Source organism: Arthrobacter sp. TJ-265, from assembly GCF_058269135.1.
This window is the reverse complement of record NZ_JBZCND010000001.1, coordinates 1,218,783-1,235,173: the sequence shown is the minus strand read 5'-3', so window position 1 is coordinate 1,235,173 and position 16,391 is coordinate 1,218,783. Positions and strand designations below refer to the sequence as shown.

The following is a 16,391-nucleotide window of genomic DNA, read 5'->3' as shown; positions in this document are numbered from 1 at the left end:
CATGAGCAGCTCAACCGCGGCACAACCCTATGCGCCGAAGACACGCACGGGTAAGGTCACCGATTACGTCGACTCACGGGTCGGCGGCTCCGGGATCGTCAAGGAGTTCGGGCGGAAGATCTTCCCGGACCACTGGACCTTCATGTTCGGTGAGGTGGCACTGTACACGTTCGTCATCCTGCTGCTCACCGGCACGTTCCTCACCTTCTTCTACGATCCCTCGATGGCCGAGACGCACTATGAGGGCAGTTACCTGCCCCTCCGCGGCGTCGAGATGTCCGTCGCCTACGCATCCTCGCTGGATATCTCCTTCGACGTCCGTGGCGGGCTCCTGATGCGCCAGATCCACCACTGGTCGGCCCTGCTCTTCGTCGCCTCGGTCGCGGTGCACATGCTGCGCGTGTTCTTCACCGGGGCCTTCCGCCGCCCGCGCGAGTTCAACTGGGTCGTCGGCTGCACCCTGCTCATCCTCAGCCTGGCTGCCGGCTTCACGGGGTACTCCCTCCCCGACGATCTGCTCTCCGGCAACGGGCTGCGCATCATCGACGGCGTCATGAAGGCCATCCCCGTGGTCGGAACCTACCTGAGCTTCTTCCTCTTCGGAGGGGAATTCCCGGGCACCATGATCATCGGCCGACTCTATGTGCTGCACATCCTCCTGATCCCGGCGGTCATCCTGCTGCTGATCGGTATCCACCTGTTCATGGTGGTGCTGCACAAGCACTCGCAGTTCCCCGGCCCCGGCCGGACGAACACGAATGTCGTCGGCTACCCCGTCGGCCCCGTGTACGCCGCGAAGGCCGGTGGATTCTTCTTCATCGTGTTCGGTGTCCTCGCCGCGATCTCCGCAGCGTTCACGATCAACCCGATCTGGAACTACGGCCCGTACGACCCCTCCCCCGTGTCCGCCGGTACCCAGCCCGACTGGTACATCGGCTGGGTGGACGGCGCGCTGCGCCTCATGCCCGGGACGCTCGGTGACAACTTCGACTTCGAGTTCCTGCTCCCCTTCCCCTGGGGCGTCAACACGCTGTCCCTGAACGTCCTGATCCCCGCCCTCGTCCCCGCCATGATCGTGTTCACCGCGATGTTCGCCTGGCCGTGGGTCGAAGCCTGGGTCACGAAGGACAAGCGGGAGCACCACCTGCTCGACCGTCCCCGCAATGCCCCGACCCGCACCGCGATCGGCGTCGCAGGAGTCACGTTCTACTGCGTCATGTGGGCGGCCGCGAGCTCCGACCTCATCGCCACGCACTTCATGGTGTCGCTGAACGACGTCACGTACTGGCTGCGCTTCCTCGTGATCTTCGGTCCGATCCTCGCGTTCATGGCGTCACGGCGGATCTCCCTCGCGCTGCAGCGCAAGGACCGCGAGATCGCCCTCCACGGCCGCGAGACCGGACGGATCGTGCGCCTGCCGCACGGCGAGTTCATCGAGGTCCACGAACCGGTGGACGACTACAAGCGGTACAAGCTGACCGCCTTCGAGTCGCCCGAGGTCACGGTGCCGAAGCAGGACGAGAACGGCAAGATCTCGCTCCTGGACAAGGCCCATGGCCGTGTGTCCCGCTTCTTCTTCGAGGACCGTGTGGCACCGGTGACGCCGAAGGAACTCGAGGCGTCGCACGGAGATCACCACGGCGAGGTCGCCGGCGCGAAGGACCGCGAGTCCATCGCCAGTCACTAGCGGCCAACCCCCGGCAGGCTGACAGAAGGACCCGGACGTCACCGTCCGGGTCCTTCTGCGTTCCCGTGGGCTTCCTGGAGCGTGCGCCCCAGCGGCTCAGGACGGCCGGCTGGGGCTAGTGAAGGCGTTGGGCGCTGTAGGCGCGCGGCGTGCGGACGCCGGGGCGCTGCAGGGGCACCCACAGCTTGTACCGGTCGGCGCGGTAGTAGGAGACGGAGTAGTCGACCATGGTGCGGGCCACGTACGCGTGCCGCTGGATCCTCAGCAGGGGCGCGTTCATCTCCACGTTGAGCAGGCGCGCGATCGACGGCGAGGCGGCGGTCGCCTCGATGGTGTCCTCGCCCCACTCCATGACCAGCCCGTACTTCTCGCTCAGGACGTTGTAGAGAGACGTGGGTGGAGGATCGTCCAGGATACCCGGCACGCGGTGGGACGGGATGAAGTTCTCGTCGACGCTCATGGGCTCACCGTCGGCGAGGAGCTGGCGTCGAAAGCGAACCACGGGCTGCCCGATCTCGATCCGGAGTTCCCGCGCGACGAGGGGCGAGGCCCCCTGCTGCTCGAAGCTGAGGACCCGCGCGTCGGGGACCATCCCCCGGCGGATCATCTCCTCGGTGTAGGACGTCATCTTCATGTGCAGATCCATCTTGCTGCGCGCGACGAAGGTGCCGAGACCCACGACGCGCTCGAGCACCTCCTCGGCGACGAGGGCGTCGATGGCGTGACGGACCGTCATCCGCGCGACCCCGTAGTAGCTGCCGAGCGCCCGTTCGGACGGTATCCCCGCTCCGGGTTCACCGAACCGGCGGATGTAGCGCCTGAGGCTCTCGCGCAGCTGCACATGCTTCGGTGTTGCTGATGCGTCGTCGAGCGGTTCGGCGTCGAAGCGTCGCGGCACCACGGCCATACATTCCATCTCCTGTGATCGGGGCGTCGGACGGCACTACGACTGTACGACGCCGGACGAACGAAAGGGAGCCCGCACATGGCGGGCTCCCTTTCGGATTACGGGGGTTCGGATCAGTGGGCGTGGTACCCGCGGCTGTATTCGTAGACCCAGCCGACCAGGGCGATCACGGCGAGCCCCATGCCGATGTAGAGGATCCAGAAGCCGACCGCCAGGCCGGCGAAACTGGTCGCGGCGGACAGGCCGAGCACCAGGGGCCACCAGCTCCAGGGGCTGAAGTGTCCCTGCTCGCCGGAACCCTCGTGGATCTCCGCGTCGAGTCGGTCCTCCGGGCGGTCGCCCACGCGCTTGCCGGTGAAGCCGAGATAGAAACCGATCATCCCGGAGAGGCCGGCCGTGAGGTACAGACCGAGGAACCCGACCGGCTCCATCCACTCGACCATGAACCCGTACACGGTGCCTACCAGCAGGAAGAACGGCGTCAAGTAGGTGAAGAGCTTCGTCTCGATCCTCATGCGTCGGCGTCCTCTCGGTCAGCGGCACCCATGAAGCTGGCGGCACTGTCATCGGGGGTGTGCGTCTGCTGCAGCTCGGGGTGGTGCAGGTCGAGTGCGGGGCGCTCGGACCGGATGCGCGGCAGTGAGGTGAAGTTGTGACGCGGCGGCGGGCATGACGTCGCCCACTCCAGCGAGGCGCCGAAGCCCCACGGGTCGTCGACCTCGACCTTCTTGCCGGTCCGCCAGGTGATGTACACGTTCCAGAAGAACGGGATCAGCGAGGCGCCGAGCACGAAGGACCCGATGGTGGAGAACTGGTTCATCGCCGTGAAGCCGTCCTCCGGCAGGTAGTCCGCGTAGCGGCGGGGCATGCCCTCGACGCCGAGCCAGTGCTGGATGAGGAACGTGGCGTGGAAGCCGAGGAACAGCATCCAGAAGTGGATCTTGCCGAGGCGCTCGTTGAGCATCTTGCCGGTGAACTTGGGCCACCAGAAGTAGAAGCCCGCGAACATCGCGAACACGACGGTCCCGAAGACCACGTAGTGGAAGTGCGCGACCACGAAGTAGGTGTCGGAGACGTGGAAGTCCAGCGGCGGTGACGCCAGGATGATGCCCGTGAGCCCTCCGAAGAGGAACGTCACGAGGAAGCCGAGGCTCCACAGCATCGGCGTCTCGAACGTGATGGACCCGCGCCACATGGTGCCGATCCAGTTGAAGAACTTCACGCCGGTGGGTACCGCGATGAGCATGGTCATGAAGGCGAAGAACGGGAGCAGCACGGCGCCGGTGACGTACATGTGGTGCGCCCACACGGTCACGGAGAGTGCCGCGATGGCGATCGTCGCGTAAACGATGCCCTTGTAGCCGAAGATCGGCTTGCGACTGAAGACCGGGAAGATCTCGGAGACGATGCCGAAGAACGGCAGCGCGATGATGTACACCTCGGGGTGGCCGAAGAACCAGAAGAGGTGCTGCCAGAGGATGGCTCCACCGGCCTCAGGGTCGAAGATGTGGGCGCCGAAGCGACGGTCGGCGCCGAGCGCGAACAGCGCGGCGGCCAGCGGCGGGAAGGCCATCAGGACGAGGATGGAGGTGATCAGTGCGTTCCAGGTGAAGATGGGCATGCGCCACATGGTCATGCCCGGGGCGCGCATGCAGATGATCGTGGTGATGAAGTTGACGGCACCGAGGATGGTGCCGAAGCCCGACAGCGCGAGACCGAAGACCCACAGGTCTCCACCCACGCCCGGCGAGAACGTCGTGCTGGACAGCGGCGCGTAGGCAAACCAGCCGAACGACGCGGCGCCCTGCGGGGTGATGAAGCCGGAGACGGCGATCGTGCTGCCGAAGAGGAAGAACCAGAAAGCCAGGGCGTTCAGGCGGGGGAAGGCGACGTCGGGGGCGCCGATCTGGAGCGGCATGATGACGTTCGTGAAGCCCGCGAACAGCGGGGTCGCGAACATCAGGAGCATCACGGTGCCATGCATCGTGAACAGCTGGTTGTACTGTTCCTTCGTCTGCAGGACCTGCATACCCGGCTCGAACAGCTCCGCCCGGATGATGAGGGCCATGACGCCGGCGAAGCAGAAGAAGACGAAGGACGCGATCAGGTACATGTACCCGATGGTCTTGTGGTCGGTCGAGGTGATCCAGTTGACGACGATGCGTCCCTTGGACCTCGGAACTACACGCGGAGCCGCGACGGTGCCGGCTTCCTCAAGGGTGTATTCGAAGGTGGACATCAGCTGCTGCTCCTGGCTGGGTCGGTATCGGGATCGTCCTCGGGATAGGAATCGCGGTCGTACTCGTCGCCGAGCTGGCCGTCCTCGAGCTGCGCCATCCGCGCGTCGAACTCCTCCTGCGAGACGACCTCCACGTTGAAGAGCATCTCCGAGTGGTACTGGCCGCACAGCTCGGCGCACTTGCCGGCGAACACCCCCTCCTTCGTCGGAGTGAGGTTGATGTAGTTGGTGCGGCCCGGGTACAGGTCGCGCTTCATCAGGAATCCGGGGACGAAGAACGAGTGCTGCACGTCGCGTGCGTTGAGCTGGAGCTCGACGGACTGGTTGACTGGCAGGTACAGGGTCGGCAGGTTCTCGGGTACGCCCTCTTCACCGTTCAGGTTCCCCTGGACGCCCGTGGAGTACTTGTCTTCCTTGACGTAGTTGAAGTCCCACGACCACTGCTTGCCACGGACGTCCACGATGACGTCGGGATCCTCGACGCGGGCGTCGATGGTCGCGATGTCGCGCTCCGTGAAGTAGAAGAACACGAGGACCATGAACAGCGGGATCGTCAAGTAGAAGATCTCGAGCGGCAGGTTGTAGCTGATCTGCCGGGGGTACCCGGTGTCGTTCTTGCGGCGACGGTACGCGACCATGCACCAGATGATCAGGCCCCACGTGATGATGCCGACGACCATGGCCGCGATCCACGAATTGACCCACAGATCGGTGATGGCCCCGGTGTGGTTGGTGTTGTCCCGGTCTGCCGGAAGCCAGCCCCTTTGGGCTTCTGCCGAACAGCCGGTCAGTAGGAGGGCGCCGACCAGCGAGATGCTGGAGATCTTCGTGATCCTGACGCGCTTGCTACCGGTTCGGTCCTGCGAAATCACAGACGGACCTTCCTTTTCTACGTGCGTTGCCACCCGCCCGTGAAGCGGCCCGGGGTGCACATCCAGTTTTACTACTCACTGTAGAGCTTACCCGGAAGACCCGCGATCCGGTGACACGCAAAAGGCCCGGAACACACCTCGTCGGTGACGTTCCGGGCCCTGTCGGCGTGCTAGTGGAAGGAGTCCCCGCAGGCGCAGGATCCGCCCGCGTTGGGGTTGTCGATGGTGAAGCCCTGCTTCGAGATGGTGTCCTCGAAATCGATCGATGCACCCGACAGATACGGGACGCTCATCTTGTCCACGATGACCTCGACGCCGTCGAAGTCGCGGACCGCGTCACCGTCGAGGACACGCTCGTCGAAGTACAGCTGGTAGATCAGGCCGGAGCAGCCGCCAGGCTGGACCGCGACGCGCAACCTGAGGTCGGTCCGGCCTTCCTGCTCGAGGAGGCTGCGCACCTTCCCTGCCGCGACGTCGGACAGGTTGACCTCGTGCGCGGTGAGTTCCGCGGAATCCTGGACGGATCCGGTGTCGGTGGTCGATGTGCTCATGGTGTTTCTCCTCGCTCGGACCCCACCGTGGTGTGTCCGCTCTCAGTGCCGTCCGCGGTATGGCGCGCACGGCTTTCCTTCATCGTACGCCGGGCCCGCACCAGTGATAACGGACGGCGGGGCTGAAACATTTCCACCCCGCCGCGTTCATCACCCGATCAGCTGCGGGTGAGTCCGCCGTCGTTGATGCGGGCGAGGAGGATCGCCTCGGCCAGGACCGCCTTCCGGAACTCGTCGAGGTGCAGTGATTCGTTCGCGCTGTGCGCACGGGAGTCCGGGTCCTCCACGCCGGTGATGAGGATCTGCGCGGACGGGAACAGCTCGGTGAGGTCGGCGATGAAGGGGATCGAGCCACCCATGCCCGCCTCCACGGCCTGGACGCCCCAGGCCTCCTCGAGCGCCGACAGGGCGAGCCGGGATGCGGGTTCCGTGGTGTCCGTCCGGAAGGGGCTCCCCGTCTCCCCCGGCGTGAACATCACCCGAGCGCCGAACGGTGCGTGGGCTTCAATGTGGGCCCGGACGGCCTCCATCGCGGCCCGGGGGTCCTGTCCGGGGGCGAGCCGCAGGCTGAACTTGGCGCGGGCCCGCGGAAGGAGCGTGTTGGAGGACAGTGCGACGGACGGGATGTCCATGCCGATGATGGACAGTGCGGGCTTGTGCCACAGCCGGGAGGCGATGGACCCGGTCCCGGCGAGGAGTACGCCGTCGAGCACCGAGGCATCCGCCCGGAAGTCGTCCTCGTCGTAGTCCACGTCCGCGTGGTCCCCGCCGTGCAGGCCCGCGATGGCGACGTCGCCGGCGTCGTCGTGCAGTGTCGCGATCAGCCGGGACAGGAGCGTCGGGGCGTCCAGCACGGGGCCGCCGAACATGCCCGAGTGGACGGCGTGGTCGAGGACCTGCACCTCGATGGTGCCGTCCACGAGTCCCCGCAGGCTCGTGGTCAGGGCGGGCACGCCCACCTTCCAGTTGCTGGAGTCCGCGACCACGATGACGTCGGCCTGGAGGTCGTCCCGATAGGTCTCGAGGAAGGACCGGAAGGTCGGCGAACCGGCTTCCTCCTCCCCCTCGATGAACAGGGTCACGCCCACGCCGAAGGCGTCGCCGAGCACCTCGGTGAGCGCCCCGAACGCGCCGATGTGCGCCATGATGCCCGCCTTGTCGTCGGCCGCGCCGCGGCCGTACAGCCGGCCGTCGCGCTCCGTCGCGACGAACGGCTCGGACTCCCAGAGCGCCGGGTCCCCGGGCGGCTGCACGTCGTGGTGGGCGTAGAGGAGGACGGTCGGCTGCCCGTCGGCCGCGGCGCGGCGGGCGACGACGGCGGGACCGCCCGGCGTGCCGTCGTTGTCGACGCGCAGGATGCGGACGTCGTCGATCCCCACGCCGCGGATCAGGTCCGCGACCGCCTCGGCGCTGCGGTCGAGCTCGTGGGCGTCGAATGCGTCCCAGGCGATGCCCTGGATGGTGACGAGGCTCGAGAGCTGCTCGACGATGCGGGGAAAGGACGCGTCGACGCTGGCGCGGAGCCGGTCGCCGACACGCGGGGAATCGTGCGGGTGGTCGGTCGGGGTGTTCACGGAAGTCATGCCAGAACCCTACACACGCCGCACCCGGAGGTCGGAGGCCGGCGCCCCGCCGGGAGCGGTGGTCGGGGCTCGGCCTCCGGCGGGCGCGGACCCGGTATCCTGAGGGGGTGTTCGGACGAAACAAAGAAGCCCCCTCTGCCCAGGAAGCCGTTGACAGCGCTTCAAGCACCCCCGAGGCGCAGCGCGCGCAGCGAAAGGGCGCGCCCACGCCCAAGCGCAGCGTGCAGGAGGCCGCCCGCAAGCGGCCCCTCGTGCCCAATGACCGGAAGGCGGCGCGCGACCAGAGCCGCACCACGGTGCGGGACGAGCGCGCGAGGATGCGGCGGGCGCTCGACACCGACGACGAACGCTACCTCCCCCTGCGCGACAAGGGCCCGAACCGCCGGTACATCCGCCAGTTCGTCGACGCCCGGGTGAACATCGGCGAGTTCCTCATGATCGCCGCCCTCGTGTTCGTGATCCTCAGCTTCTTCCAGTCCCTCGCCGTGCAGAGTGCCGTGCTGATGGCGTTCTGGGTCCTGATCGTCGCGGTGATCGTGGACTGCGTCCTGCTGCGCCGCAAGCTGAAGAAGAAGCTGACCGAGAAGTTCGGGTCCCCCAACCAGGGCGACCTCTGGTACGGCGTCACCCGCGCCCTGCAGCTCCGGCGCCTCCGCCTGCCCAAGCCGCAGGTCCGCCGGGGCCAGTACCCCGCCTGACCGTTCGACACGCACCGTGCAGGTGCGGTGCACCACCGAGAGCCGGGCCCGCGGGCCCGGCTCTCTCGCGTCCACCGCAGCTCAGGCCGGTGAGGTGCGCCGGGCCCGCAGCAGTCCGCGATTGATCCTGCGCGCCCAGAACGGACCCTCGTAGAGGAACGCCGTGTACCCCTGGACCAGCGTGGCACCTGCCTCGAGCCGCTCCAGGACGTCGTCGGGCGTCTCGACGCCGCCCACGGAGACGATGGCCAGGTGGTCGCCCACGGCGGACCGGAGCCGGGTGAGGACCTCCAGCGAGCGTGCCTTCAGGGGCGCCCCGCTGAGGCCGCCGACGCCCATGGCCATCACGGTGGCGGGGTCGGTGGCAAGATTCTCGCGCGTGATGGTGGTGTTGGTGGCGACGATCCCGTCGAGGCCGAGGTCCAGGGCGAGGGCGCCGACGTCGTCGAGGTCCTGGTCCGTGAGGTCGGGGGCGATCTTGACGAGGAGCGGCACATGCCGACCCGCCGCGCTGTCCGCCGTGCTGCGCACCGCCTCGAGCAGCGGGCGGAGCGATTCGACGCTCTGCAGCAGCCTGAGCCCCGGCGTGTTCGGCGAGGACACGTTGACCACGAGGTAGTCGGCCACGGGGGCGAGCTGCTCGGTACTCACGAGGTAGTCGGCGACGGCGTCGGCGATGTCGACCTTCTTGGTCTTGCCGATGTTCACGCCGACCACCGGCCGCTGCTGTCCGCCGGAGCGGCGCGTCAGCCGCTGCCGGGCCGCCCGGAGGCGGGGAGCGGCGGCGACGGCGCCGTCGTTGTTGAAGCCCATCCGGTTGATGACGGCCCGGTCCTCGACGAGCCGGAACAGGCGCGGCGCAGGGTTGCCCGGCTGGGCCCGGCCGGTGATGGTGCCGATCTCCACGTGGCCGAATCCCAGCGCGGTGAGGGCGAGCACTCCCCTGCCGCCCTTGTCGAAGCCCGCGGCGAGTCCGAACGGCGAGGGGAACTCCACGCCGAAGGCGGTGGTGGCGAGGCTCGGGTCGGGCGCGCAGAGACGGCGCAGGGCCCAGCCGACCGGTGTGAGGTCGACCGCCCGGATCAGGGCGAAACCGATCCTGTGGGCCCGTTCGGCGTCCATCCCGGAGAAGACGATCCTGAAGAAGGTCGGGTAGAAGCGCATGGCACCAGAGTTCCACGCTGCCCCGGCGGGCGCCAACTCGACAGGAGGACCCGGCGCCCGGCGGGGCGCGCCGGTAGGGTCGGGGCATGGACGAGAGCTGGTCGGTGGACATCCTGGGCGATCCCTTCCGCGCACTGACCCTCCCTCTCGAGCCCGACGACGAGGGCGCGCGGGTGGCGACCCTCGTGGCGTACGAGCCGGACGCGTCGCCCGGTGCCCGCGGCGGACCATCGAGCCCCACCCGGGCCGTGCTCTACATCCACGGTTTCAGCGACTACTTCTTCCACGCCGAGCTCGCCGAAGCGCTCTCCGCGCGGGGCTGGGCGTTCTTCGCGCTGGACCTGCACAAATACGGCCGCAGCCTGCTGCCCGGCCAGACACCCGGCTTCGCCCTGTCCCTCGAGGAGTACGACCCCGACATCGAGGCGGCACTGGCCGCGCTGCGGGCGCGGCTGGCGGCGCGCGCGGGAACCGGGATCGACCCGGAGGTCGTCCTGATGGCGCACTCCACCGGCGGGCTCACCGCGACGCTGTGGGCGGCCCGCAACCCGGGGAGGATCGCGGCGCTCGTCCTCAACAGTCCGTGGCTCGACACCCAGGGCAGTACCCTGCTGCGCACCGCCGCGCAGGGCCTCCTCGAGACCCTCTCGCGCCGTCGGCCGAAGGCACGGCTGCGCCTTCCCGCACTGGGGTTCTACTTCAGGAGCATCAGCGACACGCTCGACGGCGAATGGCGGATCGACCCGGTCTGGCGGCCCGAGACGGGCTTCCCCATCCGGGCCGGGTGGCTTGCGGCGGTCCTGGCGGGCCACAGGACCCTGGCCCGGGGCGTCACGGTGGATGCTCCGGTCCTGGTCCTGTGCTCCACGGCGTCCGTGATCGGCGCCACCTGGAACGAGTCGATGCTGGAGTCCGACATCATCCTCGACGTGGTGCCGATGGTACGCCGGGCGGCGGAACTCGGGCACGACGTCACCATCCGGCGCCTGCCCGGCGCACTGCACGACGTCTTCCTGTCCCGACCCGAGGTCCGCGGCGCCGCGGTCCGGGCGGCCGCCGGGTGGATGGACGCGCAGGTCCCCGTGGGGTACCGGACGCCGGGGCGGCCCCTTCCCGGCTGAGGCCGCCGACGCGTCAGGAGGACACCCGGTCCGCCGCCTGGTCCACCGCTCCGCCGTACCGGCGGTCGCGCGCGGCGTACTCCTCGATGGCGCGCCACAGGGTGCGGCGGTCGACGTCCGGCCACAGCGTGTTCATGAAGACCATCTCCGCGTAGGCGGACTGCCACAGCATGAAGTTCGACAACCGCTGCTCACCCGAGGTGCGCAGGAACAGGTCGACGTCGGGGAGGTCCGGCTCGTCGAGGTAGCGCTGCACGGTCTTCTCGCTCACCGACGAGGCCTTCAGGGTGCCGGCCGCGACGTCCTCGGCGATGGCCCGCGCGGCGTCGGCGATCTCCGCGCGTCCGCCGTAGTTGACGCACATCGTCAGGGTGCAGGTCGTATTGCCCGCGGTGTGCCGCTCGGCCTCCTCCAGTTCGCGGATGACCGACTGCCACAGCTTCGGCCGGCGCCCCGACCACCGGATCCGGACCCCCCACGCGTCGAGCTGGTCGCGCTGGCGCCTCAGAACGTCCTTGTTGAACCCCATCAGGAACCGCACTTCCTCGGGGGACCTCTTCCAGTTCTCGGTGCTGAAGGCATACACGGAGACGTGGCGGACGCCGATCTCGATCGCGCCGGCCATGACGTCGAGCAGGGCCGCCTCCCCGGCCTTGTGCCCCTCGGTGCGGGGCAGGCCGCGCTCGTTGGCCCAGCGGCCGTTGCCGTCCATGACGATCGCCACGTGGTCGGGGACGAACTGGCGCGGGATGGACGGTGCCTGCTCACCGCTCGGGTGGGGCCACGGCGCCACGGGTCGGGCCGGGTTGTTCATACACGCTCCACATGTTTGAGGGAGGCGACCCCGCGTTCGAGGTGCCATTGCAGGAAGGCGGCGACGAGACCGGCGGCCTCGCGCCGCGCGCCGGCCTCCGACGCGTCCGCGACCGACCAGTCGCCCGTGAGCAGCGCGCCGAGCAGTTCCATGGTCGCGGGTGCCGGCGAGGCCGAGCCGGGCGGCCGACAGGCCGGGCAGACCGCGCCACCGAGCGGCGCGGAGAAGGCGGAGTGGGGGCCCGGCGCACCGCAGCGGGCGCAGTCCGTGAAGCTCGGGGCCCACCCCGCCGTCGCCAGGGCGCGCAGCAGGTAGGAATCGAGGATGAGCTCCGAGGGGTGCAGGTCGCGGCTCAGGGCGGAGAACGCCCCGGCGACGAGCGCGTACTGCGCCCCTCCTGCCTCTCCGAGGTCCGTGAGGCGTTCGGCGGTCTCGGCGATGGCGGTGGCGGCGGTGTAGCGGCCGTAGTCCGAGGCGATGCCGTGGCCGTAGGCGCCCTTCGTCTGGGCCTGGGTGACGACGTCGAGGTTCCGTCCGTGCGCGAGCAGGAGATCCACGGCCATGAACGGTTCCAGCCGGGAACCGAACTTGCTGCTGGTCCGGCGGACGCCCTTGGCGACGGCACGGACCTGCCCGTGCTCCCGCGTCAGGAGGACGATGATGCGATCCGCCTCGCCGAGCTTGTAGGTGCGCAGAACGACACCTTCGGTGCGGTAGGTGCGTGATGCTGACGAGGAGGGCACTGGACCATTCTTCCACCTGCCACCCCCGCAGGTCCGCTCGGCGCGGGACGGCGGGGGCGGCAGGTCGGGACCGGACGGGGTTCAGGCGGCGTCGCGGATGGCCCGGTTGACCGCCGAGACGACGGCCTTCAGCGCAGCCATCGTGGTGTTCGCGTCGATACCGACGCCCCACAGCACGCGTTCACCGACGGCGCACTCCACGTAGGCGGCGGCACGCGCGTTGCCGCCCGAGGACAGGGCGTGCTCGGTGTAGTCGAGGACACGGACGTCCACGCCGTCCTGGCCGAGGATGGTGAGCAGGGCATCGATGGGACCGTTGCCCTGGGAAGCCTTCCGCTGCTGCACGCCGTCGACCAGGAGCGTCGCGACCAGCTTGAACGAGCCGTCCTCCGCCGTATCCGTGTTGACCGAGGTGAGCTCGTAGTGGCCCCAGGCCTCCGAGCCGCCCTCGGTGCGCGTGGGCAGGTACTCGTCCTGGAACACCGACCACAGCTGCGCACCGCTGACCTCTCCGCCCTGGGTCTCCGTACGGCGCTGGATGACACCGGAGAACTCGATCTGCGCGCGGCGCGGCAGGTCGAGGCTGTGCTCGTTCTTGAGCAGGTAGGCCACCCCGCCCTTGCCCGACTGCGAATTCACCCGGATGACGGCCTCGTAGGACCGGCCGATGTCCTTGGGGTCGATCGGCAGGTACGGGACGGCCCACGGGAGGTCGTCGACACCGACGCCGGCGTCGGCGGCGTCGCGCTCCATGCTCTCGAAGCCCTTCTTGATGGCGTCCTGGTGGGAGCCGGAGAAGGCCGTGAACACGAGGTCGCCGCCGTAGGGGGACCGCTCGGGCACGCTGAGCTGGTTGCAGTACTCGGCGGTGCGCCGGATGCCGTCCATGTCGGAGAAATCGATCTCCGGGTCGATGCCCTGGCTGAACAGGTTCATGCCGAGCGTCACCAGGTCCACATTGCCGGTCCGCTCGCCGTTGCCGAACAGGCACCCCTCGATGCGGTCGGCGCCGGCCAGGTACCCGAGTTCCGCCGCGGCCACCCCGGTGCCGCGGTCGTTGTGGGGATGCAGCGACAGGATGATGCTGTCCCGGTCCGTGAGGTTGCGGCTCATCCATTCGATGGAGTCCGCGTACACGTTCGGCGTCGCCATCTCCACGGTGGCGGGCAGGTTCAGGATCACCTGCCGGTCGGCGGAGGCCTCGAACACCGCTGAGACCTCGTTGCTGATGCGTGCGGCGAACTCGAGCTCGGTCCCCGTGAAGGATTCCGGGGAGTACTCGTAGGTGATCGCCGTGCTGCCCATGTTCTCCTCGAACTTGCGGCACAGCCGGGCGCCCTGGAGGGCGAGGTCGATGATGCCGTCCTGGTCCTGGTTGAACACCACGCGCCGCTGCAGCACCGAGGTGGAGTTGTAGAGGTGCACGATCGCACGGTCCGCCCCCTCGAGGGACGCGTAGGTCCGCTCGATCAGGTGTTCGCGCGACTGCGTCAGGACCTGGATGGTGACGTCGTCGGGGATGCGGTCCCCCTCGACGAGCTGGCGGACGAAGTCGAAATCGGTCTGCGACGCCGACGGGAAGCCGACCTCGATCTCCTTGAAGCCCATCCGGACGAGCAGATCGAACATCTTGTGCTTGCGTTCGGGGTTCATCGGGTCGATCAGGGCCTGGTTCCCGTCGCGGAGGTCGACGGCACACCAGCGGGGCGCCTTCGTGATCACGCGGTCCGGCCAGGTGCGGTCGGGCAGTTCGACGGTGATCTGGTCCTGGAAGGGGCGGTACTTGCCGAACGGCATACCGGAGGTCTTCTGTGCGTTTCGCATGGGGAAATCGGCCCTGTCTATGGGAACTGAGTGTGCCGGCGGCCGGGCAACGCGAACACCGCGGCGAGGGGTGGCCAGTGGCTCTGAGTCCTAGTTGGCCTCGCCGCGGCACCGAAGAAGAGTTCTCTGTGCACGCACAGTGCCACGATAGCACGGCACATAGGATGGCTGCCGGGGGCGCTCGGACGAGTGCCGGCCCGCCGCACCACGAGGAATCAGGAAGCCATCATGACGATCAGCACCTTCCATCCGGCCACTCTCGACACCACCATCCGGCCCCAGGACGACCTCTTCCGGCACGCGAACGGCGTGTGGCTGAAGGACACGGTCATCCCCGACGACCGACCGCTCACGGGCTCGTTCACCGCCCTGCGCGATGCCTCGGAGCTCGCCGTCCGGACCATCATCGAGGAGGCCGCGGCGCAGGCGGCGGACGGTTCCACGGAGGGGCTGGACGCGAAGATCGGCACCCTGTACGCGGACTTCATGGACACGGCGCGCATCGAGGCCGAGGGTACCGCGCCGATCGTGCCCCTGCTCGAACGCATCCGGGCGGCGGCCACGGTCGAGGACCTCGTCGACCTCAGCGCCGGCCTCACCCGCTCCGGCGTCCAGGGCTTCGTGGCGCCGTACGTGAGCAACGACGCCGGCAATCCCGAGCGCTACCTGCTGCACCTGTACCAGTCGGGCCTCGGCCTGCCCGATGAGTCCTACTACCGCGAGGAGGGTTTCGCCGAGACCCGCGACAGGTACCGGGAGCTCCTCGCGCAGCTCTTCGAACTCGGCGGGACCACTGATCCGGCCGGCGCCGCGGCCCGCGTGCTCGCGCTCGAGACGCGCCTCGCGGCGTCGTCGATGGGGTCCGTGGAGCGGAGGGACCCGCAGAAGACGTACAACCTGGTGCAGCACGACGCCGTCGCCGGGCTGTCGGACCATCTCCTCCCGTGGCTGCGCATCATCACCGACACGTCGGACCAGGCTGCGGAGCTCGTGGTGAACCAGCCGGAGTTCGTGCGCGGACTCGACGCCGCGCTGCGCTCCGAGGACCTCGGCACCTGGCGCGAGTGGCTCCAGAGCCGCGTCCTGCTGCACGCGGCCGACTACCTCGACGAGCGGTTCGTAGATGCCGCCTTCGCGTTCTACGGCACGCACCTCGCAGGGACTCCCCGCATCAAGGACCGCTGGAAGCGTGGCGTCGCCCTGGTCGAGGGTGCGGTCGGCGAGGCGATCGGGCAGCGGTACGTCGAACGGCATTTCCCGGCGACGCACAAGGCCGCCATGCTCGAACTGGTCGGCAACCTCATCGCCGCCTACGAAGCGAGCATCACGTCCCTGGCGTGGATGACGGACGAGACGCGGGAGCGCGCCCTCGAGAAGCTCTCGCAGTTCACCACGAAGATCGGCTACCCGGAGACGTGGATCGACTACGGCCCGCTCGAGGTGCAGGCATCCGACCTCCACGGCAACGTGCTCCGCGCCGCCGAGTTCGAGCACCGTCGGCAGCTCGACAAGCTGGGCGGACCGATCGACCGCGGCACCTGGCTTATGACACCGCAGACCGTCAACGCCTACTACATGCCCACCATGAACGAGATCGTCTTCCCGGCGGCCATCCTCCAGCCCCCGTTCTTCGACATCGAGGCCGACGACGCCGTCAACTACGGAGCGATCGGTGCGGTCATCGGCCACGAGATCGGCCACGGCTTCGATGACAAAGGGTCCCAGTTCGACGGCACCGGGCGCCTGCGCAACTGGTGGAGCGAGGCGGACAGGACCGCGTTCGACGCCCTGACCGGGCGGCTCGTCGCCCAGTACGCGGCGCTCGAACCGTCCGAGGTCGCGGGACAGAGCGTCAACGGCGAACTCACCCTGGGCGAGAACATCGGCGACCTCGGCGGGCTCGGCATCAGCTACCGCGCGTACCTGCTGAGCCTCGGGGGTGCTCAGGCGCCGGAGATCGACGGACTGACCGGGACCCAGCGCTTCTTCCTCTCCTGGGCCACGTGCTGGCAGCAGAAGATCCGGCCGGAGGAAGCGAAGCGCCGCCTGACCGTGGATCCGCACTCCCCCAACGAATTCCGCTGCAACCAGGTGGTCCGGAACCTGGACGAGTTCCACGCGGCCTTCGGCCTCGGAGCGGAGGACCGGCTGTGGCTGGAGCCCGAGGACCGCGTGCGGATCTGGTAGG

Annotated in this window: 14 protein-coding genes; 4 read left to right on the top strand and 10 right to left on the bottom strand. The window is 68.5% G+C overall.

Annotation, left to right across the window (positions count from 1 at the left end):
* The first annotated feature begins 1 nt into the window (after position 1).
* The gene (qcrB, locus tag AC4D2E_RS05915) at positions 2 to 1,687 is read left to right on the top strand and encodes a cytochrome bc1 complex cytochrome b subunit (protein ID WP_490951925.1); all 1,686 of its coding nucleotides are present in this window, start codon (positions 2 to 4) and stop codon (positions 1,685 to 1,687) included.
* A 115-nt stretch (positions 1,688 to 1,802) separates the two neighbouring features.
* On the opposite strand, the gene AC4D2E_RS05910 is transcribed toward qcrB, so the two are convergent.
* From AC4D2E_RS05910 to AC4D2E_RS05885, 6 genes are all read right to left on the bottom strand, one after another.
* Complete coding sequence (locus AC4D2E_RS05910; RefSeq protein ID WP_104165091.1) at positions 1,803 to 2,594, bottom strand: GntR family transcriptional regulator; 792 nt, start codon at positions 2,592 to 2,594, stop codon at positions 1,803 to 1,805.
* A gap of 113 nt (positions 2,595 to 2,707) precedes the next feature.
* Positions 2,708 to 3,109 (bottom strand): cytochrome c oxidase subunit 4, encoded by a 402-nt coding sequence (locus AC4D2E_RS05905; protein ID WP_104165093.1) that lies wholly within the window; start codon positions 3,107 to 3,109, stop codon positions 2,708 to 2,710.
* A complete protein-coding gene (gene ctaD / locus AC4D2E_RS05900) occupies positions 3,106 to 4,833 on the bottom strand; it encodes an aa3-type cytochrome oxidase subunit I (RefSeq protein ID WP_104165095.1) in 1,728 nt (575 codons plus the stop codon). The genes AC4D2E_RS05905 and ctaD overlap by 4 nt, the downstream gene beginning before the upstream one ends.
* On the bottom strand, positions 4,833 to 5,705 hold the full coding sequence (ctaC, locus tag AC4D2E_RS05895; protein WP_104165097.1) for an aa3-type cytochrome oxidase subunit II: 873 nt from the start codon (positions 5,703 to 5,705) through the stop codon (positions 4,833 to 4,835). Before ctaC ends, ctaD begins: the two co-directional genes overlap by 1 nt.
* A gap of 170 nt (positions 5,706 to 5,875) precedes the next feature.
* Positions 5,876 to 6,256, bottom strand: a complete 381-nt coding sequence (locus AC4D2E_RS05890) for a HesB/IscA family protein (RefSeq protein WP_104165099.1) — start codon at positions 6,254 to 6,256, stop codon at positions 5,876 to 5,878.
* A 158-nt stretch (positions 6,257 to 6,414) separates the two neighbouring features.
* Positions 6,415 to 7,839: a dipeptidase gene (locus AC4D2E_RS05885; protein ID WP_490951924.1), complete on the bottom strand. Its 1,425-nt coding sequence runs from the start codon at positions 7,837 to 7,839 to the stop codon at positions 6,415 to 6,417.
* Between the two features lie 107 nt (positions 7,840 to 7,946).
* Here AC4D2E_RS05885 and AC4D2E_RS05880 point away from each other — a divergent pair, with 107 nt between their 5' ends.
* Positions 7,947 to 8,537: a DUF3043 domain-containing protein gene (locus tag AC4D2E_RS05880; protein ID WP_490909391.1), complete on the top strand. Its 591-nt coding sequence runs from the start codon at positions 7,947 to 7,949 to the stop codon at positions 8,535 to 8,537.
* An 81-nt stretch (positions 8,538 to 8,618) separates the two neighbouring features.
* Here the strand turns inward: AC4D2E_RS05880 and AC4D2E_RS05875 are convergent, their stop codons facing one another.
* Positions 8,619 to 9,701, bottom strand: coding sequence for a quinone-dependent dihydroorotate dehydrogenase (locus tag AC4D2E_RS05875; protein WP_104165105.1), 1,083 nt, complete (start codon positions 9,699 to 9,701; stop codon positions 8,619 to 8,621).
* An 86-nt stretch (positions 9,702 to 9,787) separates the two neighbouring features.
* On the opposite strand from AC4D2E_RS05875, the gene AC4D2E_RS05870 reads away from it, so the two are divergent.
* Positions 9,788 to 10,822 carry an alpha/beta hydrolase gene (locus AC4D2E_RS05870; protein ID WP_490951923.1) on the top strand — a complete coding sequence of 345 codons (1,035 nt, stop codon included), beginning with the start codon at positions 9,788 to 9,790 and terminating at the stop codon, positions 10,820 to 10,822.
* A 13-nt stretch (positions 10,823 to 10,835) separates the two neighbouring features.
* On the opposite strand, the gene AC4D2E_RS05865 is transcribed toward AC4D2E_RS05870, so the two are convergent.
* The 3 genes from AC4D2E_RS05865 to leuA all read right to left on the bottom strand — a co-directional run bounded on the left by AC4D2E_RS05865 (position 10,836) and on the right by leuA (position 14,203).
* Positions 10,836 to 11,636: an isoprenyl transferase gene (locus tag AC4D2E_RS05865; protein ID WP_490909393.1), complete on the bottom strand. Its 801-nt coding sequence runs from the start codon at positions 11,634 to 11,636 to the stop codon at positions 10,836 to 10,838.
* Positions 11,633 to 12,379 carry a DNA repair protein RecO gene (gene recO / locus AC4D2E_RS05860; RefSeq protein WP_490909394.1) on the bottom strand — a complete coding sequence of 249 codons (747 nt, stop codon included), beginning with the start codon at positions 12,377 to 12,379 and terminating at the stop codon, positions 11,633 to 11,635. The genes AC4D2E_RS05865 and recO overlap by 4 nt, the downstream gene beginning before the upstream one ends.
* Before the next feature lie 81 nt (positions 12,380 to 12,460).
* Positions 12,461 to 14,203 (bottom strand): 2-isopropylmalate synthase, encoded by a 1,743-nt coding sequence (leuA, locus tag AC4D2E_RS05855; protein ID WP_104165112.1) that lies wholly within the window; start codon positions 14,201 to 14,203, stop codon positions 12,461 to 12,463.
* Between the two features lie 228 nt (positions 14,204 to 14,431).
* Here leuA and AC4D2E_RS05850 point away from each other — a divergent pair, with 228 nt between their 5' ends.
* Positions 14,432 to 16,390, top strand: coding sequence for a M13 family metallopeptidase (locus tag AC4D2E_RS05850; protein WP_490909395.1), 1,959 nt, complete (start codon positions 14,432 to 14,434; stop codon positions 16,388 to 16,390).
* The last annotated feature ends 1 nt before the right edge of the window (position 16,391 follow it).

Excerpts from the sequence above, each read along its gene's own strand:
- AC4D2E_RS05905 (WP_104165093.1), bottom strand. The coding sequence starts at position 3,109 with ATGAGGATCGAGACGAAGCTCTTCACCTACTTGACGCCGTTCTTCCTG.
- AC4D2E_RS05910 (WP_104165091.1), bottom strand. The coding sequence starts at position 2,594 with ATGGCCGTGGTGCCGCGACGCTTCGACGCCGAACCGCTCGACGACGCA.
- AC4D2E_RS05850 (WP_490909395.1), top strand. The coding sequence starts at position 14,432 with ATGACGATCAGCACCTTCCATCCGGCCACTCTCGACACCACCATCCGG.
- AC4D2E_RS05870 (WP_490951923.1), top strand. The coding sequence starts at position 9,788 with ATGGACGAGAGCTGGTCGGTGGACATCCTGGGCGATCCCTTCCGCGCA.
- qcrB (WP_490951925.1), top strand. The coding sequence starts at position 2 with ATGAGCAGCTCAACCGCGGCACAACCCTATGCGCCGAAGACACGCACG.
- leuA (WP_104165112.1), bottom strand. The coding sequence starts at position 14,203 with ATGCGAAACGCACAGAAGACCTCCGGTATGCCGTTCGGCAAGTACCGC.
- AC4D2E_RS05865 (WP_490909393.1), bottom strand. The coding sequence starts at position 11,636 with ATGAACAACCCGGCCCGACCCGTGGCGCCGTGGCCCCACCCGAGCGGT.
- AC4D2E_RS05885 (WP_490951924.1), bottom strand. The coding sequence starts at position 7,839 with ATGACTTCCGTGAACACCCCGACCGACCACCCGCACGATTCCCCGCGT.
- ctaD (WP_104165095.1), bottom strand. The coding sequence starts at position 4,833 with ATGTCCACCTTCGAATACACCCTTGAGGAAGCCGGCACCGTCGCGGCT.
- AC4D2E_RS05890 (WP_104165099.1), bottom strand. The coding sequence starts at position 6,256 with ATGAGCACATCGACCACCGACACCGGATCCGTCCAGGATTCCGCGGAA.
- AC4D2E_RS05875 (WP_104165105.1), bottom strand. The coding sequence starts at position 9,701 with ATGCGCTTCTACCCGACCTTCTTCAGGATCGTCTTCTCCGGGATGGAC.